This window comes from Acinetobacter sp. FL (assembly GCF_040744925.1).
Taxonomy (GTDB): domain Bacteria; phylum Pseudomonadota; class Gammaproteobacteria; order Pseudomonadales; family Moraxellaceae; genus Acinetobacter; species Acinetobacter radioresistens.
Map to the genome: position 1 here is coordinate 2,796,722 of NZ_CP160437.1, position 25,091 is coordinate 2,821,812.

General features: G+C 43.6%; 23 protein-coding genes. 10 read left to right on the plus strand and 13 right to left on the minus strand.

Annotated features, from left to right (window positions below):
- The first annotated feature begins 22 nt into the window (after positions 1-22).
- Positions 23-2,068, plus strand: coding sequence for an ATP-dependent DNA helicase RecG (gene recG, locus ABZP31_RS13160; protein ID WP_248133727.1), 2,046 nt, complete (start codon positions 23-25; stop codon positions 2,066-2,068).
- A complete protein-coding gene (locus ABZP31_RS13165; protein WP_367156824.1) occupies positions 2,055-2,690 on the plus strand; it encodes a ComF family protein in 636 nt (211 codons plus the stop codon). The genes recG and ABZP31_RS13165 overlap by 14 nt, the downstream gene beginning before the upstream one ends.
- On the opposite strand, the gene ABZP31_RS13170 is transcribed toward ABZP31_RS13165, so the two are convergent.
- Together ABZP31_RS13170 and ABZP31_RS13175 are read right to left on the minus strand one after the other, a co-directional pair.
- Positions 2,687-3,088 (minus strand): NUDIX domain-containing protein, encoded by a 402-nt coding sequence (locus tag ABZP31_RS13170; protein WP_005024410.1) that lies wholly within the window; start codon positions 3,086-3,088, stop codon positions 2,687-2,689. The two genes, ABZP31_RS13165 and ABZP31_RS13170, sit on opposite strands and share 4 nt — an antisense overlap.
- Positions 3,089-3,097: 9 nt before the next feature.
- Positions 3,098-3,679, minus strand: a complete 582-nt coding sequence (locus ABZP31_RS13175; RefSeq protein ID WP_005404596.1) for a TIGR00730 family Rossman fold protein — start codon at positions 3,677-3,679, stop codon at positions 3,098-3,100.
- Positions 3,680-3,843: 164 nt separating this feature from the next.
- Between ABZP31_RS13175 and ABZP31_RS13180 the strand changes: the two genes are divergently transcribed.
- A complete protein-coding gene (locus ABZP31_RS13180; RefSeq protein ID WP_005024408.1) occupies positions 3,844-4,857 on the plus strand; it encodes a magnesium and cobalt transport protein CorA in 1,014 nt (337 codons plus the stop codon).
- 34 nt (positions 4,858-4,891) lie between these two features.
- Here the strand turns inward: ABZP31_RS13180 and ABZP31_RS13185 are convergent, their stop codons facing one another.
- From ABZP31_RS13185 to dxs, 8 genes are all read right to left on the minus strand, one after another.
- Complete coding sequence (locus ABZP31_RS13185) at positions 4,892-5,182, minus strand: lipid asymmetry maintenance protein MlaB (protein WP_005024406.1); 291 nt, start codon at positions 5,180-5,182, stop codon at positions 4,892-4,894.
- A gap of 23 nt (positions 5,183-5,205) precedes the next feature.
- Entirely contained in the window at positions 5,206-5,844 is a 639-nt protein-coding gene (locus ABZP31_RS13190) for a phospholipid-binding protein MlaC (protein ID WP_005024404.1), read from the minus strand.
- 17 nt (positions 5,845-5,861) lie between these two features.
- Complete coding sequence (locus ABZP31_RS13195; protein ID WP_005024401.1) at positions 5,862-6,524, minus strand: outer membrane lipid asymmetry maintenance protein MlaD; 663 nt, start codon at positions 6,522-6,524, stop codon at positions 5,862-5,864.
- A complete protein-coding gene (gene mlaE / locus ABZP31_RS13200; protein ID WP_005024399.1) occupies positions 6,524-7,300 on the minus strand; it encodes a lipid asymmetry maintenance ABC transporter permease subunit MlaE in 777 nt (258 codons plus the stop codon). Before mlaE ends, ABZP31_RS13195 begins: the two co-directional genes overlap by 1 nt.
- Positions 7,297-8,115 carry an ABC transporter ATP-binding protein gene (locus ABZP31_RS13205; protein ID WP_005024396.1) on the minus strand — a complete coding sequence of 273 codons (819 nt, stop codon included), beginning with the start codon at positions 8,113-8,115 and terminating at the stop codon, positions 7,297-7,299. Before ABZP31_RS13205 ends, mlaE begins: the two co-directional genes overlap by 4 nt.
- A 347-nt stretch (positions 8,116-8,462) precedes the next feature.
- Positions 8,463-10,331 carry a DEAD/DEAH box helicase gene (locus ABZP31_RS13210; protein ID WP_367156825.1) on the minus strand — a complete coding sequence of 623 codons (1,869 nt, stop codon included), beginning with the start codon at positions 10,329-10,331 and terminating at the stop codon, positions 8,463-8,465.
- A 523-nt stretch (positions 10,332-10,854) separates the two neighbouring features.
- Complete coding sequence (locus ABZP31_RS13215) at positions 10,855-11,685, minus strand: inositol monophosphatase family protein (RefSeq protein WP_005024392.1); 831 nt, start codon at positions 11,683-11,685, stop codon at positions 10,855-10,857.
- A gap of 117 nt (positions 11,686-11,802) precedes the next feature.
- Entirely contained in the window at positions 11,803-13,716 is a 1,914-nt protein-coding gene (gene dxs, locus ABZP31_RS13220; RefSeq protein WP_005407177.1) for a 1-deoxy-D-xylulose-5-phosphate synthase, read from the minus strand.
- Between the two features lie 302 nt (positions 13,717-14,018).
- Between dxs and ribA the strand changes: the two genes are divergently transcribed.
- The 4 genes from ribA (at position 14,019) to aroE (ending at position 17,158) form a co-directional block, all read left to right on the plus strand.
- A complete protein-coding gene (gene ribA / locus ABZP31_RS13225; RefSeq protein ID WP_005407243.1) occupies positions 14,019-14,621 on the plus strand; it encodes a GTP cyclohydrolase II in 603 nt (200 codons plus the stop codon).
- Between the two features lie 134 nt (positions 14,622-14,755).
- Positions 14,756-15,697, plus strand: coding sequence for an oxygen-dependent coproporphyrinogen oxidase (gene hemF, locus ABZP31_RS13230; protein WP_026443875.1), 942 nt, complete (start codon positions 14,756-14,758; stop codon positions 15,695-15,697).
- A 339-nt stretch (positions 15,698-16,036) separates the two neighbouring features.
- Entirely contained in the window at positions 16,037-16,243 is a 207-nt protein-coding gene (locus ABZP31_RS13235) for a hypothetical protein (protein ID WP_005018267.1), read from the plus strand.
- 123 nt (positions 16,244-16,366) lie between these two features.
- Positions 16,367-17,158: a shikimate dehydrogenase gene (aroE, locus tag ABZP31_RS13240; RefSeq protein ID WP_046205891.1), complete on the plus strand. Its 792-nt coding sequence runs from the start codon at positions 16,367-16,369 to the stop codon at positions 17,156-17,158.
- Between the two features lie 53 nt (positions 17,159-17,211).
- Here aroE and ABZP31_RS13245 read toward each other — a convergent pair whose 3' ends face one another.
- Positions 17,212-19,602, minus strand: coding sequence for a hypothetical protein (locus ABZP31_RS13245; protein ID WP_034682870.1), 2,391 nt, complete (start codon positions 19,600-19,602; stop codon positions 17,212-17,214).
- A 243-nt stretch (positions 19,603-19,845) separates the two neighbouring features.
- On the opposite strand from ABZP31_RS13245, the gene ABZP31_RS13250 reads away from it, so the two are divergent.
- A complete protein-coding gene (locus ABZP31_RS13250) occupies positions 19,846-21,669 on the plus strand; it encodes an acyl-CoA dehydrogenase C-terminal domain-containing protein (RefSeq protein WP_034682871.1) in 1,824 nt (607 codons plus the stop codon).
- 93 nt (positions 21,670-21,762) lie between these two features.
- Here ABZP31_RS13250 and ABZP31_RS13255 read toward each other — a convergent pair whose 3' ends face one another.
- Entirely contained in the window at positions 21,763-22,425 is a 663-nt protein-coding gene (locus ABZP31_RS13255; protein WP_227499304.1) for a hypothetical protein, read from the minus strand.
- Between the two features lie 350 nt (positions 22,426-22,775).
- On the opposite strand from ABZP31_RS13255, the gene ABZP31_RS13260 reads away from it, so the two are divergent.
- Complete coding sequence (locus ABZP31_RS13260) at positions 22,776-23,045, plus strand: PspC domain-containing protein (RefSeq protein ID WP_151828691.1); 270 nt, start codon at positions 22,776-22,778, stop codon at positions 23,043-23,045.
- A 77-nt stretch (positions 23,046-23,122) separates the two neighbouring features.
- On the opposite strand, the gene ABZP31_RS13265 is transcribed toward ABZP31_RS13260, so the two are convergent.
- Positions 23,123-24,229: an HPP family protein gene (locus ABZP31_RS13265; protein WP_367156826.1), complete on the minus strand. Its 1,107-nt coding sequence runs from the start codon at positions 24,227-24,229 to the stop codon at positions 23,123-23,125.
- A 208-nt stretch (positions 24,230-24,437) separates the two neighbouring features.
- Here ABZP31_RS13265 and ABZP31_RS13270 point away from each other — a divergent pair, with 208 nt between their 5' ends.
- Complete coding sequence (locus ABZP31_RS13270; protein WP_005018242.1) at positions 24,438-24,896, plus strand: hypothetical protein; 459 nt, start codon at positions 24,438-24,440, stop codon at positions 24,894-24,896.
- Positions 24,897-25,091 lie beyond the last annotated feature (195 nt).

Here is a 25,091-nt window from a genome sequence, read left to right on the forward strand (position 1 = left end):
GTATGACCTAAGTTAGGGGGACATGGCTACAGTCCATCAATTACAGGGTGTCGGTACAGCGTCAGCTGCATTACTCGAGAAACTGAATATTTTTACTACTGATGATCTGCTATTTCATCTTCCGCGTGATTATGAAGATCGTAGCACTATTATTCCCATGAACCAACTTGTCGTGGGCCGTAGCTATTTGCTTGAAGGAATGGTAAGTTCTATCGATTTTCCGCCCGGCAAACGCAAATCTATGGCGGTATTGCTCGAAGATGATTTTGGTAAGGTTACATTGCGCTTTTATCATATCTACAAGGCCCTGACTGATAAAATGCGTAGTGGCAACCGGCTGCGGGTATTCGGTGAAGTTAGAGTAGGCGCACGCGGACTAGAACTTTACCATCCGGAAATTCAGCAAATCAGTGCACAAACTGCTCTGCCTAAAACCCGCTTAACTGCCATTTATCCTTCTACCGAGGGCCTAACTCAAGCCAAGCTACGTGAATACGTACGCCAAGCTCTCGAGCAGCACAGTGAAAATCTTCCTGAACTTTTACCAGAAAAATTCACCAACGGTTACGCCTTAAAAGAAGCGCTTGAATATATTCATGAGCCACCCATTGATGCCAATATGCAACAGTTAATGCAAGGTTCACATCCCGCACAGCAACGGCTTATTTTTGAAGAACTGGTCGCTCATCAGATCAGCCTGTTAGCTCGGCGCGCTTATATCCGTGAAATTGAAGCCCCCGCTTTTGAACCCAGCACAATACTGGCTAAAAAATTATTGGCTAATCTGCCTTTTAATATGACGGGCGCTCAAAGAAGAGTATCTAAAGAGATCATGATTGATCTCAAGCAGCATCAACCCATGTTACGGCTGGTCCAAGGCGATGTAGGTGCAGGTAAAACGCTAGTTGCAGCAGTGGCTGCCTGTCATGCCCTAGAAGCCGGCTGGCAGGTCGCACTCATGGCACCTACAGAAATTTTGGCTGAACAGCATTATTTGAATTTCAAACGCTGGTTCGAACCACTGGGCATTCAGGTGGCCTGGCTATCAGGCAAACAAAAAGGTAAAGCCCGGACACAGGCAGAAGCAATTATACGAGGCGGACTAGCTCAATTGGTTGTAGGCACTCATGCCCTGTTTCAGGAAAATGTCGAGTTTGCCCGTTTAGGTCTAGTTATTATCGATGAGCAACACCGCTTTGGTGTCGATCAGCGGTTGGCTTTACGTAACAAAGGGGCTGAACAGATGACTCCACACCAGCTAGTGATGACAGCTACACCAATTCCACGCACTCTAGCCATGAGTGCCTATGGTGACCTCGACACTTCGGTGATTGATGAGCTTCCTCCCGGACGTACACCGATTCAGACTGTGACTATACCACTTGACCGCCGTGAAGAAGTTTTGCAGCGAATTGCTACCAACTGTCAAAAGGGCAAACAGGCTTATTGGGTCTGCACCTTGGTAGAACAGTCCGAAACACTGGATGCCCAGGCTGCTGAAGCGACTTATGCAGAAATTAAGGAACGCTTTCCTAGCCTGAATATTGGACTGGTACACGGCAAAATGAAAGCTGATGAAAAGCAGTCAGTCATGCAACAATTTAAAAACAATGAACTACAACTTCTGATTGCGACTACAGTAATTGAAGTCGGGGTAGATGTACCTAATGCCTCAATTATGGTGATAGAAAATGCCGAGCGCCTTGGGCTGTCACAACTGCATCAGTTACGGGGCCGGGTTGGGCGGGGAGCAAAAGCCAGCTTTTGTGCCCTGCTTTATAAAACTCCTCTTTCACAAAATGGCCAGGAGCGGCTTTCCATTTTAAGGGAAAGTAATGATGGCTTTGTGATTGCCGAAAAAGATCTAGAACTGCGGGGCCCAGGAGAATTGCTTGGAACCAAGCAGACAGGCGATATGGGCTTTCGCGTGGCTAAACTGGAGCGGGACGATCATTTGCTGACTCAGGCACACTATGTAGCCGAACAAGTCCTCAAGGATTATCCTGTAAATGCAGAAGCTTTACTTAAGCGCTGGTTACCTGAGGCACCACGTTATGCCTATGTTTAACCCATCTTCTTTACTCAGACCTATCTCACGGCTACTACCCTGCCCGCTTTGTAGCAGCAGTTTGCAAATGCAGCATGGGGTTTGTCATGATTGCTGGGAACAGCTGCCTTGGTATCGGCAGACTGTAGAACGACAAGAATTAAACATTCATGTTGCCTATGGCTATCAATATCCAATAGATCGTATTATCCAGCAGTTTAAATATGAGCAGCAGTTAAACTATCAGCAGTTACTGACTGCATCGATACTAACCCTCAGGTTACCTAAAGTTCAGGCCATTGTGCCTATGCCCATATCAACCGAACGTTTAATTGAACGCGGCTATAATCAGTCACTGGTCATTGCAAAAATTCTAGCCCGTGAGCTGAATGTTCCGGTCTGGCAACCTGTAATTCGGCTGGCTCAGCATTCGCAAAAAGGCTTATCGCGACTCGAACGTCTGAACCAGATTGAAATGCAATTTCAGCCGATCCTCACCGAACGCCGGCGTTACCGCCGGGTATTAATGCTAGACGATGTAGTGACTACAGGCAGCTCACTTTCGGCCTTGGCTCAAGCCCTGACCCAGCTGGGCTGCCAGCATATTTTTGCTGCGTGTATTGCAGCCGCAGAAACAGCCTAGTTTTTTTCCAGCAATTGCTGCTCGCACCAAGGTATAACAATCTCACGAGTCAGCGGAGCAAGCAAAGTGGTCTGATCATCCAGTCTGACCCACTTCATTTCAGCAATTTCTGCGGCAATCCGGGGTGACTGGGCTATAGCAACCACATATAGGTAACTGATCAGCTCATGGTCAGGCTCATTAGCTGTCTGTGTTTCGAAACGGCCAATAAACTGCTCTACTTGTGCCTCGCAACCAATTTCTTCCTGAATCTCGCGGATAATTGTCTGCTCTGGTGGCTCATCTATTTCCAGCTTGCCACCAACTTGCATAAAATATTGAGTATTTTGCTTACGTACTACCAGTAATTCATGCTCTTTATTTAGAATTACGGCAGCTGCCACAGTAATTTTTTTCATCAATTTGCCTTATGGATTTACGCCAGAAGTTCCCCACTTCGGTGCAGGCGGCTGATACTGGTCAAACTGCTGCAAGATTTGTTCGATATTGTCCGAGGCAATTAATTTTTCAACAAACCGGCTATGGGTAAAACCTTTATCGACTGTAAACTGAATCATTTTAAGCAGATCATTATAAAAGCCATCCAGGTTTAAAAAAGCACAAGGCTTCTGGTGAATCCCTAACTGAGCCCATGTCCATTGTTCAAATATTTCTTCCAAGGTTCCAGCGCCACCCGGCAGTGCAATAAAACCGTCTGAAAGTTCTGACATTTTAGTTTTTCGCTCATGCATGTTCTGAACGACATGCAATTCAGTCAGGTCTGGATGTGCCAATTCACGGTCAACTAAAGCATGGGGAATCACGCCAATCACTGCTCCCCCTGCCTGTAGGGCGCTATCTGCAATAACACCCATTAAGCCGGAACGTCCCCCACCATAAACCAAAGTCTGCCCACGCTGGGCGATTGCCTGTCCGACTGCTTGGGCCGTTTCTAAAAAAACAGGCTCAGTTCCAATGGCAGAACCACAAAAAACACCAATAGCTTTCATAATATGTTGACCATGTTGTAAATTTTTCATACTTTTCAAGTAAGCTTAAAGCAGAATTGCAAAGGAGACTAAAAAAATCTCTGTTGGGGTGTGTTTTTCCGGCAATCCTTGTCTAAAATACTCACCCATCTTGAACGCCAATACTGCGCAAGGGAGCCAAAGATATGCTTGAAGCCTTTTACGCCACAGAGCGCGGTAGTTTGGAAGATGCCACTATTAATGGTGGCTTTGATTTACATCCAGAACTTGTATGGATTGACCTGATTGCGCCCTCACAGGAGGAACAGCAATGGGTCATAGATGCCTATAACCAAAATTTACCGACTTTAAAGTCTCTAGAAGACATTTCTTCATCAGCACGATTCTACCGCGATGACGATGGAATTTTGCATATCAGTACCTACTTTTTAACGAAAAATAAAAATTATCAAGTCGATAATGAGACTGAAGATGGAATGAGCCGACTGGCTACCGTACAGACTGTGGCTTTTATTTTACATAAAAATCATCTATTCACATTACGTGGCGAAAAACTGGTGGCATTTCGGGCATTCCGGGCACGTGCGCGCCGTAATGATTATGAAATGGATTATAAAGATCCGACCTGGATTTTATTAGGGTTATTAGAAGCCAAACTGGATGAACTTGCGGATATATTAGAAGATATCCATAGGGATCTGGAAAAATACTCTACTGAGGTCTTAAATAATCATCATCGCGAACAGATTCTGGATCTGGACGACATGATTACGCGGCTAGCCCAGCAAGAAGATACCCTGGGTAAAGCCCAGCTCTGCCTGATTGACCTGCGTCGAGTACTAACTTTTTTATCGCGTCCGCGTGCTCTAAGCAGTCATATTTATGATGCAGATATTCGTGAATTAAGTGAAGATGTACGTTCTTTGGTTGAACATGATGCTTTCCTCTTTCAAAAGGTTCGCTTCCTGCTGGATACAACTTCAGGATTTATTAATACTGAACAGAGCGATACGATCCGTCGCTTCTCGATTTTGCCTAGTATGCTGGCGCCACCGATGCTGATTGCCAGTGTTTATGGTATGAATACTGATGTGCTTCCATTTGCTAAAGGTACCACCAGTTTCATGGTAGTCATCAGTATATTGATTGCCTTTTTTGTAGGCCCCTTAATTTACTTCCGTTGGAAAAAATGGATATAAAAAAAGCACCTTATGGTGCTTTTCTAATTTCAGTTTAGCTGAGCAGTTGCAAGTCATTTTCCAGATGGCAAGCCTGAATGATTTTCATCATCTTGTCTGGCACACCCTTAAATTGCAAACCCTGAGCCTGTGGAGTTTGCCTTAACCAGCGGATCAGCACCGCTAAGGCCAGCGTACTCCTATGCTCTAGTCCAGCCAAGTTAACTATAAGTGGGTAATGCTGCTGAGACTGAATAAGCTTGAGGCCCTGCTGATAATATTGTTCCGCATTAGCGTAATCAATTTTCCCAGTAACCTTAAGCTCCTGCCCAATTAATTCAACCACTCTGCACCTGCCCTAACTAAACCTTATTTTTTTGCCTGACTGACTGCAGCATCTGCATCCGGCTGGAAGTTTGCAATCGCTTTATCCAGATTACCACCATTACGTTTTACCGTAGCTGCAAACTGATTACGGAACTGCAAGCCCAAGTCGATACCAGAGACGTTAATATTACGGATTTTCCATTGCGTACCTTTATCTACCAACTGGAAAGAAACCGGAATTTTCTCGCCCTTATTGTTAAAGTCGACAGTAACTACAGGATTTTTGCTGTTAGTGGCTTTATAAGGACGAATGCTGTAAGACTGGTTACTATATTTTGCAAAAGCACTGCCATAATTTTCAATCAGAGTTTCACGGAAATTTTTCTCAAATTGAGCACGCTGGGCAGCTGAACTGTATTGATTGGTTGCGTAAGTACCCATCACAATACGTGTAAATGCTTGGGAATCAATGTAAGGGTCCAGATTTTCACGTACAATGGTTTTGACTGCAGCCGGATTAGTTTGCAGCTTGTTATGATCAGCTTTTAAACGGCCAATCAACCCATCTGCTACACGTTTAATGAAAGCCGGAGGAGCTTCAGAAGGTGCAGCAAATGCTGTACCTGCCAATAAGCTGGTTAATATACTTACTGTCAGGGTTTGTTTAAATAAAGTTTTCACTCAATCACTCCTCTACATTACTCGACAAATGAAGTCTGAGCATTATTTGCTTCAGCCGTTTCAGTTGCCGAACTTTCTGATGATTTACCCGCACCACCTGTAATAAATTTACTGATTAAATCTTCCAGATCCATAGTGCCCTGCGTATTGGCAATTGTTTCACCACGTTTGACATAGTTCAGTCCACCGCCTGGAACAATTTTCAGATATTTCTCGCCTAACAATCCATTGGTAGCCACCATAATATAAGCATCTTCATCAATACTGGTGATGGATTTCATGTTACTGATCAGTTGCTGTTCCATAGCTTTTTGTTGTGCCGGTGCCGCAGCAGCATATTCACTACTGTAGCGTAATTCCTCTATGGCATTTTGCTGTACAGTTTTTAACTGCTCAGGATTAAAACCTGTAAGTTTACCATCAAGCTCAAAATCCACCTTGGCCAGACGCGACACTGGATCTAGGGTAATATCGGTTACACGTCCAATTGTGACGCCACTCATGGTAACCTTAGCTCTGGGTTTCAGTCCGTTTACGTTGTCGAACTGAGCACTCATTTCATAGCTGTCACGTAAGCTGGTACCCGCCAGACCACTGACTTTCATGGCAAGAAAAAATAGAGCGATGCCGAAAAGAATAACGAAAATACCTACGGCCAGCTCACTAATACGTGATCTCATCAAACCCCTCCGAACATGACCGCAGTCAACACAAAATCAAAACCTAAAACACATAATGAAGAAAAAACTACTGTGCGGGTGGTTGAAGTAGCGATGCCTTCTGAAGTCGGTTCACAGGCATAGCCCTGATAAACTGCAATCCAGGTACAGATTAATGCAAATACAATACTTTTGATGATGCCATTCACTACATCATGCCCGAACTGTACACTGCTTTGCATTCCACTCCAGAAAGAGCCTTCATCTACACCCAGAAAATCTACGCCGACCAGTTTGCCGCCCAGTATGCCTATTGCACCAAAAATTACGGTAAGCATGGGAAGACTTACTATACCTGCCCATAAACGTGGCGAAACGATCCGTTTAAGCGGGTCTACCCCAATCATTTCCATACTGGAAAGCTGTTCAGTGGCTTTCATGAGACCAATTTCTGCTGTCAGTGCAGAACCAGCCCGGCCAGCGAATAGTAGTGCCGCGACCACTGGAGCCAGTTCGCGCAGTAAGGTTAAGGCAACCATGGTACCCAGCATGGCTTCACTACCCACATTCACCAGAATTGAATAGCCCTGCAGCCCTAATACCAGTCCAATAAAGAGTCCAGAGACCGTAATAATCAATAGCGACATCACCCCAACCCGGTACATCTGGTAAATAAATAGTTTTACCCCAAGCCAGGTCGGCAATGAAAATATAATCTGCAGCAACATCAAGGTTGCTACACCAATACCACGCACCCGTTCAATAACAAGTCGGCCTAACCAGGCAATGGCATTCATGAACCAACCTCATTTTTCAGATAAGCCTGATTGCTAAATTGGTAATCCACAGGCCCCTCCACAGCACCAGTTAAAAACTGGCGAACAAAGGGTGAAGCATCAGCCTGTAACTGTTCAGGTGTACCCTCACCCTGAATCTTGCCCTCTGCAATTACATAGATATAATCAGCAATTGAAAGAGTCTCAGCAACGTCATGTGAAACCACAATTGTCGTCAGATCTAGTGCTTCACGTAAAGAACGGATCAGGCGGGTAAGTACCCCCATGACAATCGGGTCCTGTCCTGCAAAGGGCTCATCATACATAATCAGTTCAGGATCAAGAGCAATCGCACGCGCCAGTGCAACACGACGGTTCATGCCACCTGAGAGTTCGGAAGGCATCATTTGTTCGGCACCACGCAAACCGACTGACTCGAGTTTAAGTGCAACAAGTTCAGTAATCAGGTGCTCGGGCAACTGCGTGTGAGCACGCAATGGAAATGCGACATTTTCATATACAGTCATATCTGTAAACAATGCACCGCTTTGAAACAGCATCCCCATACGAGCACGCGCTTTAAACAGCTCTGAACGCGACATTTTGGCAATGTTATGGCCATCAAGCAATATCTCGCCCTGATCAGGTGTAAGTTGACCACCAATCAGGCGTAGTAAGGTAGTTTTACCCGTACCGGAAGGGCCCATGATTGCAGTAATCTGACCACGACGGATGCTTAAACTAACATTGTCATAAATGATACGTTCCCCACGTTTAAAACTCAGGTTCCTGATTTCAATCAGGGGCCGAGTATCAAGAGAACTTGGGTAATTCATAACTGAGAATTTCCTGCCTTTTTCAGCCCGCCTACTATAGCATCGAACCATTAAAACTTGGTTGTATTTTAACAATTTGTCCTATGAGAGTGCCAAAGGATTAAGAAAAAATGCCAAGATCATTCTATTTGATTCAAATAGCGAGATTTGAAAAGACTTTAAACTTGAAAGCTATAACTTGATATTCAAGAAGTTTAAAATGACATATACAAAATGAATCGTTTGATACCGCTTCTTTTTATTGGTTCATTATTTTATAAAAATAAGATGTTGGCCCATTAAACTTAATTAAATTAAAAGTATAAAAAAAGCCAGTTCAGGAACTGGCTTTTTTATTTTATTACAGCTTAGTCTTGAAATTTACGGCGACGCTCACCGCCAAAGTCTCGACGTGGACGATCTTCACCACCAAAGCTACGCTCGCCACGCGGTTTGTCATCAAAACTGCGGCGTGGACGGTCTCCACCAGCTGGACGCTCACTACGGTCGCCCGCAGCACGGAATCCACCAGTACGTGGTTTATAATCTACGCGGTTTCCACGGTTGTCATCATTTGAGTCAAAGCGTGGTTTGTCATTAAAACCGCCTTCACGACGTGGACGATCGCCACCAAAATTACGCTCGCCACGTGGCTTGTCATCAAAGCTACGACGTGGACGGTCTTCACCACCAAAACTGCGTGATTGCGGACGATCACCAAAGCTACGTTGTGGACGGTCTGAATTAAATTCACGACGTGGGCGTTCAGCACCACCAAAGCTACGCTCACCACGTGGCTTATCATCAAAGCTGCGTTGTGGACGGTCGCCAAAATCACGGCGGGCTGGACGGTCACCAAAATCACGCTTAGGACGGTCATCACCAAATGGACGTTCGCTACGCGGTTTATCATCAAAACTGCGACGTGGACGATCATCACGACCGCCTTCACGACGTTTGAAGTTTGATTCACCTTCAAAGCGGCGACCACCACCAAAACCACCACGGCCACCATCACGGCCGCCCGGGCGTTTACCGCCACCACCTTCACGACGCGGACGAGCCGGCGGTGGAGATGGCTCTAGGCCTTCAATTTCTGAAACATTCAGACGAGTTTCCAGGTAATCTTCCAGAGCACGGATCTTGCCACGTTCACGGTAAGTTGCCAGTGTAATGGCTTTACCGGTACGGCCAGCACGACCAGTACGACCAATACGGTGTACATAATCTTCATGCTTCATCGGTAAACCGAAATTAATTACGTGTGAAATGGTTGGTACATCCAGACCACGAGCAGCTACATCAGTTGCCACTAGAATTTTAGCTCGGCCTTCACGAATACTGCGCAGACGACGGTTACGTACGGTTTGTGGCATCGCACCATGTAATGCAACAACAGAGTGACCCGCTTCAGCCAGTTCTTCAGCCAGCATGTCGGTATCTTCTTGAGTGCTTGCAAACACAACAGCCTGATCCAGAGTTTCGTCTTCTAACCAGTGAGTCAGCAGTTTTTTCTTGTGCTCAAAACCATCAGTCCAGTGTAATGTCTGGGTGATGTCAGTATTGGTTGAATGACCTGTTTCAATAGCAATACGCATTGGATCTTTCATCATGCATTCAGCAAGACGAATAATACGATCAGCAAAAGTTGCAGAAAACATTAAAGTCTGCTTGCGGTTTAGAGCAAGTTCGCTGATCGCTTCCAGGTCTTCAGAGAAGCCCAAGTCAAGCATACGGTCAGCTTCATCTACAATTAACGCATCAACTTTATCCAGTTTAATCTGGCGACGGTTTACCAAGTCAAGCAGACGGCCTGGAGTGGCCACTACAACCTGCGCACCTTTTAACTGCTGGATTTGTTTACCAAAAGGCATACCGCCCATGATCGCAGCAATACGTACACCTTTCATATGACGTACCAGCGCGATTGCATCTTGACAAACCTGCTGGGCTAATTCACGAGTAGGCGAAATCACCAGAATATTCGGTTGAGTCACTGCACGCATACGTTCTTTAAACGGCAGGAAAGTATCTTGATCAGCAAGAGCATTTAATGTTGGCAATAAGAATGCCGCAGTTTTACCAGAGCCAGTTTGGCTTGAAACAAGAAGGTCTTTACCTTCTAAGGCAGCAGGAATCGCCTGTTCTTGTACAGCAGTTGGCGCTGTAAAGCCCAAGTCTGTCAGTGCTTGGGTAAGAGATTCATGTAAAGAAAATTCAGCAAAAGTTTTGCTCATAGAGAGTATTCACCCTGTTTTGGGTGCTCCATTTAATAAATACAAATATGGACATCGGCACAAAGCGGCACAGCGACTAGAAGCTGAAAAAATATAGAATTCAGCAGCGATCCGAATAACGACGATGTGGATTAAACGCACGCATGATTACGGCCGCAACCTGAAAGAATCGCTTAAGCGATTGGGGCGCGAGGAATAGTCCTCTCTATGGACAGTACGCGCATACACAATGATTAGAAGAGAATGTTCAGGTAATGAACGGAAATTTAAGTGCGTGACAGCATGATACCAGAAACATTTTAAAAAGTAATCATTTTTTTCGATTAAATCTAAAATAAAGAGCGGTTTTAGCAGTAATTGACTCATTTTTAAGTTAATTTTGATTAATTTTTATACAATTAATTTTTAAAAAACCTTAATTCAGCATTTGTGGAAACTTGTATAGAGAAACAAACCTTAATATATATCGTACCAGTAAGTAAAAAGCCCTCAATTGAGGGCTTTTTAAACGTTATTGCAGAGTTTATTTAGCTGCATCGCCCCAAGCAGGAACTACAGTTTGCATCAACGGTTTTAACATTTTCATTGAAGATGCCAAGACCTGTCCATTTGACATGGATTCAGAACCACCACGCGCATCCACTACAGTACCACCCGCCTCTTTAACCAAGAGCTCACCTGCTGCAATATCCCAAGGCTTCAGACCAACTTCAAAAAAGCCATCAAAGCGGCCAGCAGCCACATAAGCCAAGTCCAGCGCAGCAGAACCGCCACGGCGAATTTGTGCACCAGCTTTAGTCACAGCCAGCAAAGAAGCAAAATGCTGCTCGGCATAAGATACTACTTCACCAGCACGCTGAGTACGGTAAGGATGACCTACTGCCAGGAAGGTATTGTCCAGGCTGTCCTTAACATTTACACGAATGCGGCGCTGGTTCATCATTGCTCCGCGGCCACGGCTGGCAGAGAATAACTCATCTTTTACCGGATCGTAGATTACGCCATGCTGGGTAATCCCTTTATGCTGAACAGCAAGAGAAATACAGAAATGCGGAAAACCATGAATAAAGTTTAAAGTTCCATCCAGCGGATCAATCACCCAGCACCAGTCGGCATCGTGACCTTTTCCTTCCTGAAGACCGAACTCTTCACCCAAGAAACTATGATTTTTGTAACTTTTACGAAGTGTATCGATAGTTAACTGTTCCAGATAACGGTCTACACGCGTTACTGGACCATCAATTCCTTTTTCTTCCACTTGTAGATCGAGCTTATGACGATTTTGATGCGCTTTTAAAAGCTCTTGACCAACTGTTTGAGCCGCACGCGCAGCCATCACCACCATAGGTTCCATTGAACACCCACTACAGAATAGAAAAATTTTGACAAAGAATAGTGCATAAAAGCGCATTCATTTTATCAAATGAATGCGCTTTTAGGGAGAAAATGTTGTTAAATTTTAGAGCCTGTTTTACGGATGTAAAGTCAGCTTGGCCCAGCACTGTGCAATCGAGCGCTGAATACCGAGTGCATCGAGGCCGCTTTCCTCTAACATTTGCGCATGAGAAGCCTGTGGCATAAAGCTGTCTGCCAGCCCCAGATTTAACACTGGCTTCACAAGAAGAGCCTCGGCCAAGAACTCATTAACAGCACTACCTGCGCCGCCCATCACTGCATGTTCTTCTACAGTTACAAATAATGTGGTCTGTCCGGCCAGCTGTTGAATAATTTCTTCATCTAGCGGTTTCACGAAACGCATATTGACTACACGAACACCAAGTTTGTGCGCAGCGGCCAGTTCCTGTCCTGCTTCGAGTGCAGCCTGTACCCGGCTTCCAAACGCCAGAATACTGATCTGCTGCTCATGATGCGGATTAAACTCAGCCAGTAATTCAGCACGGCCAAGCTCCAGCAAACTCATTTCCTGCTGAACATTTACACCTAAGCCTGAACCCCGTGGATAACGTACCGCAGCAGGTCCTGGATAGACATAGGCTGTATGTAGCATCTGACGGCATTCATTCTCGTCTTTAGGTGCCATAATGATCATGTTTGGAATAGTCCGCATATAAGCATAGTCATAAGCCCCTGCATGGGTTGGACCATCTTCACCTACCAGACCGGCCCGGTCAATTCCAAAAGTAACATCCAGATTCTGTAATGCGACATCGTGAATCAGCTGATCATAACCGCGTTGCAGAAAAGTAGAATAAATGGCCACGACAGGCTTGAGGCCTTCACAAGCCATACCGGCAGCCAGCGTAACGGCATGCTGCTCTGCAATTGCCACATCAAAAAAGCGTTCCGGATAGTCCCGAGCAAAATCAACCATACCCGAACCTTCACACATGGCAGGCGTGATTGCCATGAGACGCTTATCTTGCGCTGCCTGATCGTATAACCACTGCCCAAAAATCTCTGAATATTTAGGTGGGGCCTTTTTAGTCGCCAAGGTTGGCTGGGCAGGCAACTTGCTAATAGCATGATAAGTAATCGGATCAGCTTCGGCAGGTATAAACCCTTTTCCTTTCTTGGTATATATGTGAACCAGACGTGGACCTTTGCGTTTTTTCAGGGCATTAAACACCTGAACCAGCTGGTCGATATTATGACCATCAAAAGGACCAAAATAGTCGAATCCGATAGCTTTGAACAGGTTATCAGCCGCACTGGTCGCTGATTGATGCAGACGTGAATTATAAATCCACTGTGGGTGCGGCTGTACATAAGCCTCACCATTTTCATCAACATTGACAAATTGTCCTTTTTCCCAGATTGCAGCCAGATGTTTGGCAAAACCGCCAGTACTTTGTGAGATTGACATGTCATTGTCATTGAGCACTACGATCAGATCAGCATCATGAGCCACTGCGTCATTCATGGCTTCAAAAGCCATGCCCGCAGTCATGGCACCGTCGCCCACCACACATACCACTTCACACGGATTGTTTTGATAACGACGTGCAAGTGCCATACCCAGGCCGGCAGAAATTGCTGTGGATGAATGTCCCACACCAAAAGTATCGAATTCAGATTCATCTCGTGCAGGAAAGGCTGCCAGACCATCTTTGGCACGAATTGTAGTAATTTGTTCGCGCCGGCCAGTCAGTACTTTATGCGGATAGGCCTGATGACCTACATCCCAGATCAAGCGGTCATCTGGTGTATTAAAGCAGTAATGCAGGGCGACGGTCAGTTCAATTACACCCAGGTTTGCACCAAAGTGCCCGCCACTTTGTCCGGCCGCATATAAAATATATTGACGCAATTCATCTACAACCTGAGCCAGTTGTTCTTGGCGAAGCTCACGTAATTGTTGCGGATGATCAATACCCTCTAACAAGGAGATTACGGGGCGTTGAGTGGGAATTTCGGTATACAGCATATGTGGCAAAGCCTTCTAAAGCCGGGCAAATCTAAGCTAGGTAAACGGGTTAAATCGATAAATTATCGAAAGAAATCACCTTCCATCAGCCACATTTCTAGCGACGTAATTTCGAGCATTATCTCATAGGGCGTTGTTTAGTGCACAGGATTATCCTGAATAATCTTACTATTTATCAACTATTATTGTGTGCTTTCTACAAAAAAGAAAATCTTATCAATAATTTCAGTATCGCAATTCTACCAATAGCCGAGCATTAGGCTATACTTTAGCGATTTTCTATGACAAAGACGAGCTGAGCTGTGCCGATTGAATTTGTTGCCACATCCAAATTACCCACCAAGTTTGGTGAGTTCAAGATCAGTGTATTTCAGGATCCGGATACCGGTGAGGAACATGTGGCACTTTCCAAAGGGCTGGAAACTCCGCCAGATGGCCCGGTGCTGGTCCGTATTCACTCTGAATGTCTTACTGGAGATGCCTTTGCATCACTTAAATGCGATTGCGGTCCACAATTACAGGCGACCCAGCAGTTAATCAATGAAGCAGGTCAAGGTGTGATCTTGTATTTGCGTCAGGAAGGACGCGGGATTGGCCTGACTAACAAGATCCGTGCCTATGCCCTGCAGGATCAGGGTCATGATACTGTCGATGCCAATTTAATGCTAAATCTGCCCGCAGATGCGCGTCATTATGATATGTGTCCAATTATGCTTAATCATCTTGGAGTTAAACAGGTACGTCTGATCACCAATAATCCATTAAAGATTAAAGCGCTGCAGGATCAGGGTATAAACGTGGTAGACCGTATTCCATTAACTGTGGGCTTAAATCCATTTAATGAAGAATATTTAAAAACTAAACATAAGCGTATGTCACATCTTTATAAAAAAGATGACTTCTAATTCACTTTCTTTAAACCAGATAAAATAAAAACTTAAGGGATTTTTTCAATATTATTAGAAAAAATCCCTTACTTTTTCTATGTCTTTATGCTTTGATGTGATTAACCTTTTTTATTTCTCCCTCGAGGGTCATCATGCAGAATCCAACTTCAGCTGATATTCAACGTGTTCGTGAATTTCTTCTTGATCTGCAGGCACGTATCTGTGCCGGGTTAGAGCAGCGAGAACAGGCCGGCGGCGGAACGGCGCAATTTGTAATTGATGACTGGGAGCGCCCTGAAGGTGGTGGTGGGCGCTCGCGCGTATTGCAAAATGGCGAAGTGATTGAAAAAGGTGGAGTGATGTTCTCTCACATCAATATCTCCAGACTTCCAGCATCAGCTACCGAACGTCATCCTCAAATTGCAGGTGCCAAAGCACAGGCTCTAGGCGTATCACTGGTCATTCATCCTAAAAATCCGAATGTCCCAACCTCACATGCAAATGTCCGTCTGTTTATTGCTGAACCAGAAGGCCAAGATCCGGTTTGGTGGTTTGGTGGAGGATTTGACCTTACTCCTTTTTATCCAGATGATGAAGATGTACGGGCTTGGCACCAGAAAGCCCATGATCTCTGCCAGCCTTTTGGTGAAGAGGTATACACCGAACATAAACAATGGTGCGATGACTACTTTTACCTGAAGCACCGTGACGAACAACGCGGAGTAGGAGGCCTGTTTTTTGATGACTTAAACCAGTGGGATTTTGAAACCTGCTTTAAATATATACAAGCTGTAGGTAACGGTTACCTTGAGGCGATTTTACCAATTTTTCAAAAGAACCAAGAAAAACCTTATACTGAAGCACAGCGTGAATTCCAGCTGTACCGTCGTGGTCGCTATGTTGAATATAATCTGGTCTATGACCGTGGCACTCTGTTTGGCCTGCAAACTGGCGGACGAATTGAATCCATTCTGGTCAGTTTGCCAAATCTGGCCGCTTGGTCATATCGCCCTGAATGGGAACAGGATTCGCCAGAAAAACGCCTGACTGATTATTATTTAAAACCTCATGACTGGCTGAATGAATTGCAATAATATTCAGCATTTAAAGTATGGGAGCTGCTTTATTTAAAGCAGCTTTTTTATGCAATTTTAAATTACATCTTTGCACTTTGTTAAACAGCTTCACATAGTGTTTCATTCATTAGCATTTTAATACTTATAAATTAAAAAATATCAGGTACACTTTATGTACTTGGTCAGGCTATTGATCCTGATTATAGATCAGTTCTCTTGGTGCATATTTGCATGTTTATGAAGAGAATACATTAGCCTATTTCTTTAGGCCCGGTTGTCGCTCTTACCTATGAAAAGGTAATGATATGTCTGCCGAGTTATACCGCTACTATTAAACAGGTTATCTTGAGCAAAATAATGTTAAGAAAATCAAATAATCATACTGTGATTTTGTCATGGTGTATTTTCTCTATTCTTCTATGTTCCATCGCTGTAACAATTGTCTCTGATAATACGATCTCAGATGGCGTATCCATAACAGTCAGTGTGATTGCTGGTATTGCACTGGCTTTAAGTCTGGTTACGGTCCTCATTGATGTTATCCGCTCGATTTGTGATCCTTGAGTCAGCTTAAGGATTTTATTCATTTTCAGCTTTCAGTTTTGATTGAAACCGTTTTTAACTTCAGTGGGCAAAAATTACTGATTGACGTATATTGTCTGCATTTCATTTAATGGATACTGTGAGATGAATCAGCAGTTTGCCGTCATTGGTAACCCGATTGAGCAGTCCCGCTCTCCTGAGCTTCATCAGGCTTTTGCCCAGAAAACTGGCATTCATCTAAATTATGTCAAACAACTGGCAGCACCTGATGCATTTAAAACTTCGGTTAAAGCTTTTTTTACACAAGGCGGCCGAGGCATGAATGTGACGGTACCTTTTAAGGAAGAAGCATTTGCCTTATGTGATGTACTGACTGAACGTGCCAAGATTGCCAAAGCAGTCAATACGTTATGGCGGGAAAATGACCAGCTATATGGAGACAATACCGATGGGCAGGGCTTAGTGGCCGCCATTACTGCTTTGGGCTGGCCACTAAAAAATAGTCAAATTCTGATTATTGGGGCAGGTGGCGCTACTCGCGGTGTGATATATCCTCTGGCTCAGGCAGGTGCCAGAAAGATTGTTATAGCTAACCGTACCTTAAGTCGTGCTGAACAGCTGGTTCAGGATTTGCAGCAAGCCGTACCACAAACCACGTTACAGGCCATGGCATTAAACGAACTGAGTGGAAACTTTGACTTAGTGATTAATGCAACTTCAGCCAGTTTAACTGGTGAAGCACTGGTTCTACCTGAAAGTCTGAGCTTTCACTATGCCTATGAGATGGCTTATGGCAAAGCTTCAAGCTTTCTGGACCAAGCCAAAGCACGCGGAGTAAAGTATGCCGATGGGTATGGCATGCTAGTTGGACAAGCAATTGAATCATTTTCAATCTGGCACGGTGTTAAACCAGAATTGCAGGATTTTCTAGATTAAATATAAAAAGAACCTCAACTGAGGTTCTTTTTATAATAGAGAATTAAACTGCCTTATTTAACATGCTGCTTTAATTTTTGATAAGTCTCTTGGTATAAATCGAAGTCAATATAATCGGCCTGATCTAAAGTCAGCTGCTGAATACTTTTTACTGAAAGATTATTCTGGGTAGTGTCTTTATATGCACGCACCAGTACTGTTGCGGCTGCTTTCAGAAAGGGACGGCTAGCTGGCTCAACTTCATATTCCTCATCAAAACGCTGTATATAATACTGAATAAAGAGAGCTTGGGGCTGTTTGTACTGGGTTGCCAGCTTGTTCCAGTTTTGACGGTCTTCAGCATCTGTAATCACTTCCGAGACCATTTTGTCTACGCTTTTACCCAAAACCTCATCAAACTGGATACTTTCCTTGAGCTGATGTTTTTCCTGCAAGATTTTAATTTTTGCCAGTTCTTGTGTATCTGGTGTGTTCTGATCAGCGTCCTGATAACGATACGCATAAACCTGAGAGATTTCTTGTAATGCCTGCGGACTGTAATTATTCAGCAGTTCTGGCTGTTGAACTGCCAGTTCCATCAGGAAAATAGTCTGATAAGTTTGCTGGTAAGAGTGAGTACGTGCGTAAGTCTTTTCTGCCAGCTTATGTACCTGCTGCTCAAAATCAGGCATTTCATTACGAGTATGGGTTCTGGATGACTCGTCTTCACCCATAGAGCGCCCTAATCCTTTAATCAGGTTTTCAAACATTGAGCCTTTACTGACTTCTTCAATCGACTTGGCATTACGCAACTGGGCACGGTCAATTTTGGTAGCATTACCATAATTTAAAATATCCATGTCAGCTTTTATATTTAGTACACCATATTTTTGTGTTGTGTACTGCAAGCCATATTTAATCTGTACTACCCGGCCCTGCTGGTCTAGTCCAACATCCACCTGTAATGGTGTCTGCCGATGAAGCCCCTTCATTGCCTGCTGTATATCGGATTGGTGATTCTTCCATAAACCGGTAAATTCCTCAGCTGTAGTCAACTGCTGTTTTTCATAAGGGAGAAATACCTTCTGTAAATTCAGCAAAGCTTCATTGAGACTATAAAGTGTTCCCTTATCTTTTACATTTTTTTGAAAAACATCTAAACCATACTCATTTCGACAAGCATTCAGCTGCCCCATAGCAACCTGCTGAGGCTGTTGAAGCAATGCTTGACATTCCTCTTTGGTTAGGTAACCGCTCGCTTCCTCTTCAGCCGCTGTATACGTCTGCTCTTTAGCAGTATCTAAACGTCCAGAATCTTCTGTCAGTTGGGCTGCATCTCTGCAGTTCTTGTGGCTGTCCGTTATACAACTGGTTTCAACAGCACTGTCTGTTGCCATATCAGGATGTTGTAACTGGTTCAAGTGCTCATTAACCAACTGGGTTAATAATACACGTGACTGGTAAGCTTCTGTTTCGGCGCTACCACCTATTTCAGAAGATAAAATATCCAGTTCTACCTTGTGTGAAAAGTCATCCTTTTCTCTAGCAGCATCGGTTGCTATTTGATTGTCTTTAGACTGTACTGGCATACCTAAGACGGTATGAGATAAGTACCCTTTGTTGAGCTGACTAAACAGACTTGATTGTAAAGAAATAGCTTCAAGAGTGGTATCTAACCGGACTTTCTCAACCAGGCCTTGTTGACGGTCTTGAGCCGTTAGAGCGAGCGAATGTATCTGTTGCGGCTCTGCTAGCAAGTAAGCGACTGCATTCATCTGCTTAATGTACTCAGCCAGTTCTTGCAGGTTTACTCTATTGATATCACTTTTATATTTGGAAAAGTCAATATAGGTAAAGCTGCTCTGACTGTCTTGATTGACCAGATAAGGCATAAGCGCAAAATAATTGCTATAGAACTTATAATCTTTAAAGTCCACGACCATTGGAATTTTGGCTTGTACCAGCAGAGTCGGTTTTTTATAGGTTGCCGTTAGATTAAGAGACGCCAGTTTCTGGCGATAATGTACTGAACCAGCATAATCAAACTGAATATTACTCAGCAGATTTAACGCCCAAACATCAAACTGGCGCCCGGAAACTGTACTCGCTGCTCTATAACGATCAGCTTCCTTGTCCATCGCCTGATAAAGTTGCTGCTTTTGTTGTGTTGTAAGAGAAATATGCTGTTTCTTTAAAAACTGGTCAATCTGCTTTTGCAATGTGTGGTCGAACCGATCCGATTTCTTCTGTTCTTCCTGAGTTTTAGTTATATCTTGTAACGCAGATGCTTTTACTAAGAATTGGCCACGATAATCATAGCTCGAGGTTTCAAGCATGGAATTAAGACCATGTATCGCGCGCTGTCCAGCACTTTTAGCAGCATCTGGACTGGTTTTAATGACATGCTGTGTACACGCCCCCAGACTTAAACCTAACAGGCACAAGGTTAAATATTGTAATTTCATGAGGTTTTTCTAAACACCTTATTTATTTATAATTTAAACTAAAAAAACTGCAAATTAATCTGTACAGATAATCCAGCTTATTTTAACAAGCTCAAGTCCTTTTAAGATTGGCAATTGTGCTTAGATTAGCTTTTCTGACATTTTAATTTTGCTGTCATATCAATGTATTTTTATAGAATTTATGAATAATTGAATACATACATCAGATAATCCAAAACAATTTCTAGATTAGGATTAAGACCCATGCCAGCATATAAAGCTCCCCTTCGTGATACACGCTTCTTGATGAACGAAGTTTTTGATTATCCAGCCCATTACCAGACTTTATCCAATGGTGAACTGGCTGATAGTGATACCGTCGACATGATTCTAGAAGGTGCAGCAGATTACTGTGAAAATGTAATTTCCCCCCTGTATCAAACCGGCGATGATGAAGGCTGTCACTGGAACAACGGTGAAGTCACTACCCCTAAAGGCTATAAAGAAGCATATGACCAGTTTGTACAAAGCGGCTGGCAGGGATTGTCTTATCCGGAGCAGTATGGTGGACAGGGTCTCCCTATGTCACTCAATCTGATCAAGTCGGAAATGATGGGCACAGCCAACTGGGCGTTTACCATGTATCCGGGCTTAAGCATGGGTTGCATGAATACTATTTTGCAATTCGGGACTGAAGAGCAGAAAGATATTTACATGCCACCTCTGGTTGCAGGTACCTGGTCAGGGACCATGTGTTTGACTGAGCCCCAGTGCGGTACCGATCTGGGTCAATTAAAGACTAAAGCTGAACCTCAGGCTGATGGTACCTATAAAATAACCGGTACCAAAATCTTTATTTCTGCGGGTGAACATGACCTGACTGAAAATATTGTACACATCGTGCTTGCTCGTCTGCCAGATGCACCTGCGGGTACAAAAGGTATTTCACTGTTCATCGTACCGAAGTTCCTCCCAACTGCTGAAGGAAGTATCGGTGAGCGCAATGCAGTGAACTGCGGTTCAATTGAGCACAAGATGGGTATCAAGGCCTCTGCAACAGCAGTACTCAACTTTGATAATGCTACCGGTTATCTGATTGGTGAACAAAATAAAGGGCTACATGCCATGTTTACCTTCATGAATACTGCCCGGATCGGGACAGCGGTTCAGGGTATTGCACATGCTGAACTTTCATTCCAAGGCGCACTGCCTTATGCCAAAGAGCGCATGTCAATGCGTGCCCTGTCCGGTAAAAAAGATCCGGAAAAAGTTGCTGATGCGATTATTCATCATGCTGATGTACGCCGTATGCTACTAACACAAAAAGCTATTGCCGAAGGTGGCCGTGCCATGATTTATCATGCTGCACAGCTTGCCGATAAAATGACAGATGCCCTTACCCGCGGTGACAATGCTGAATATGAAGAATACGATGATAAACTCGGTTTTTATACGCCTATTTTAAAAGGCTTTCTGACCGAACTTGGTCTTGAAGCAGCTAACCATGGTATGCAGGTCTTTGGTGGTCATGGTTATATCAAAGAATGGGGCATGGAGCAGATCGTTCGTGATGCACGGATTGCCACCTTGTATGAAGGTACAACCGGTGTGCAAGCACTGGATTTGATTGGCCGTAAAGTTTTGCTGTCTTCTAAAGGTAAAGTCGTTCGTGATTATACCGCTGAAATTTTAAAATTCAGTGGCCGTCATGCACGCAACAAATATATGCGCCGTTTTGCCTGGGACCTGACTAAAATCTGTGCTCAGTGGAATGCTCTTACTGTACGTATCATGCTGGCTGCACGTAAAGACCGGGATATTGTTTCAAGTGCCTCTTTTGATTATCTCATGTTCTCTGGATACGCCATGATGGCTTATTTCTGGGCCCAGCAGGCTGCAGTGGCTTCAGAAAAACTTGAATCGGGTGAAGGTAAAGAAACTCCTGAATTCTATAAAGCTAAAATCAAGGTTGCAGACTTCTATTTCGAACGTATGCTGCCACGTGCACAAGGCCATGCTGAAGCCATGGTGAATCCTTCACGTACCATGACTTCTCTGGCAGCTGAACATTTCAGCTTTGACTACTAAGCTCATCATTTCAACATAAGATATTCTTTAAAAAGAGCGCTTAGGCGCTCTTTTTAACTTCAGACTATTATTGATTCTAAATTATTCCAAGTCTTAAAACTCTACTGCATCTTTGACCAGTTTATAGGGCTGTTCAGGTAATGGATGCTGCTGTATAAAAGTCTGTATTACCCGCTGATCATTAGCATGCAAGGTCTTATAGAGATTCATGACCAGATTCTGCTTGGGATCAACACGATAATAAAAATTGACCCCTTCAGCCAAGTGCACAATAATTTCATTCTTAGCCTGATCAACAGACCAGTGATCTTTGCGATAAAAACGGCGCTGCGCTATATCAGGCCTGTCTACGCCAGGTTGCACCCGGCCAAATGTAGCGATCATACGGTGGGCACTGCCGTCAGGCAGCAAATTTAAAATATATTCTGCCCTTCCTTTGCCACAATTTACAAAAGCATCCTGACAGGGAACCTGCGTATAGTAACGTCCTGCATACTGTAAATTTGTACTGCGTACTTCTTCATTCTGCTCATTTTGCAGTACTGGCAAAGACGCACGGCCTGCAACCTCAGTCAGTTTTCGGCCTGTCACCAAACTTTCATCAGTATAATTTATATTATTCAAAGAAGGGAGCTGACCCTGACTTAGAGGTGAGCTTTCCCGTGTTTCTGACTGCGAGAGATCACAGCCACCCATCAATGCGCCTAATAACACAATGGTACAGACTCTGGCTAGAACAGGCATTTTTCTATTCATCACTCACTTGTTGGTCCGACGACATTCGGCTTATACAGGCCAATAAATGTATTTTCAATACACTTTTATCATTAAAATCAGGCGTTTCAATACCATTGTCGCTCAAGTTAAATTAAATACTCAAAAGAGTAGAAAAGGCATACCAATAAAAATAAAGTCGACTTCCTGAGTTGGAAATAACTTTAAGGGTATTTTAGTGGTCAAATTATAGAAATTTGAACTCCTGCTTACATAACTTAACCAAGTTACTGAACATACGTCTTTAAAAGGTATTCATTCATCACTATATAAATATTGAGGGTAATGATTGTTTCGTTATCAGATTTATTTTTTACAGCGAGGAGACTTCGATGTCAGATTCTGGCTTATATCGTTCTAACCGACAAAACATGATTGCCGGCGTAATGGGCGGTATTGCAGAACGTTTTGGCTGGAATGCCAATCTGCTGCGCATCATTTTTGTCTTGATCTCGATTATGAGTGCAGCTTTTCCTGGAATTCTGGTTTATCTGATTTTATGGCTATTAATGCCTAAACGTGATTATCGTCTGGATGCACCGCCACAAAATTATCAGCAGCCAGTACGTACTGTTTATGATGAACATAAGGTGAAACGCTAAATAGCTCTCCTCTCTAACCAGTTTGGTCGCTACGGTTGTGCCCCTAGACAGCCGTAGCCTTCTTATTTATCTATAAATTATGGTTTCTGGCGCAAATGCAGAATTTCTTGCTGCATGGCTGCAATCATATCTGCCCGGCTAATAATTCCAATTAACTGTTCTGCTTCAACTACAGGTATATAGTTAAAAGATTTCTCTACAAAATAGGGCGCCAAATCTTGAATTGGCTGTTCAGGGTGAACTGTCACCACCTTACGGTTCATAATCTGTTTTACCAGATACTCCCATGATGCCCGGTAATCTGCACCGCGCTTAAACCACTCGACCACATCATATAACGCAAGTGTACCCACCAAATGCTCTGAGGCATTCACTACGGGCAGACTCATTAAATTGACCTGTTTGAACTTGTCTAAGGCTTTATGAATATCATCGTTTTCATGCAGCACAATGACGTCACGGCTCATAATATCACGACAGTGATAGTGTAAAACTATGCGTTCATTTGCCCGTTCTTGGGCTTCTAGAATAATTTTTTCCAAGTCATACTGACTGATATCAAGAAGCTCGGTCTGATGCTCAAGTGCCTGCTGGATATCCTGTGGCTGAATGGTCACCTTCTGGGTAGGCGTCGGGTCTTTGGAACGCTCATTTACCTGCCGTGGATGAGGATAATGCTTCCCTAACAGACGATTAAAAAAAATAGCAAAACCCAGCAATAAAACCGAATTTAGTAACACGGGATAAAATAAAAAATGATAACCTAGATGATGTATACCCTCGCCACCCAAAACTGCCGTAATTGCTACAGCTCCGCTAGGCGGATGTAATGAATCTGTAGTCATCATCAAGAAAATAGATAGGCCAACGGCCAAGCTAAACGCAGAAGTAAGATCAGGAATCCATAAAGCGCAACTGACACCAATTAAGCCGGCAATGGTATTGCCCACCACCATGTTCCAGGGCTGCGCCAGTGGACTGGCCGGCACTGCAAATAATAAAACTGAGGAAGCACCCATGGGCGCAATATACCAGGCATTGATTCCGCCCAGTGCATACCAGCTAATAATTGATGAAATCGCCAGTCCCAGCAGAGCGCCACAACCACAGAGTAAGCGCTCTTTTAAAGGCAGCGTTTTAAAATTAGGTTTAAGGGTGTCTAGCCAAAACTGTGAATTACTCACTGCACAACCTGTTCTTGTTAGATAAAAAACAGGGCGAGTATACGCCTAAGCCTTATTAAGGTGCATTGATTTTATATCTTTACAATATTGGTTTTTTTGTAATGCAGTCACAACGCTTCTTAGCGTTACTTAACTTTTCTCGGCTTTATACTTACTTGGCTCTGTTATTTACTCATAATTGATCAGGGATTAATCAAGACTGGATGATATGAACAATAAAATCTATAGCAATACAGCTTTAATACGCTCTTTGCTTCTGGCACCGATACCAAGCCTGCTGGTGATTTTAATTTTCTCGGCAGCCGCCAATGGTGCAGGCCAGTTATCCTCTGTAGTCAGTATTCTGTTTGTAGCTGTCATGATTTATGCAGTTTACTGTATTCTAGCATTACCGTTTGCTTATGGCTTATCTCAGCTTATACAACTCAAATTTCATCTAAATCTGGGAATTATTTTAGTCGGCTCTATAAGTGTATGGTTAATTATGCTGACTTTGTTGCAGCTCATACTCAATCATAATATTTCAATGGGCTGGGAACTTTATTTAAGTGGCGGCTATTATATGATGGCCTTATTGACCGGATTCTTTTACTGGTTGCTACTTAAATATTTTGATTCACAGCCTGCCCCAGCGATTGCACATTTTAACAAGTTAAAAACCTACTGATGAATAGTTGAAGGACAGGAATTCCGCTATAGCTAAATCAGGTTTTATGCTGGTTTATTTTCTAGAATCTAGGTTTAAATACCTGTTTGGTGGAATTTTATCTGTATAAAAAAGTTGAACTGATTTTAATAATAAGCCTGGTCTGACTTGAAAATTCTGCTTTAACTCATGATTCGCACTCTTAAATAGAATTCT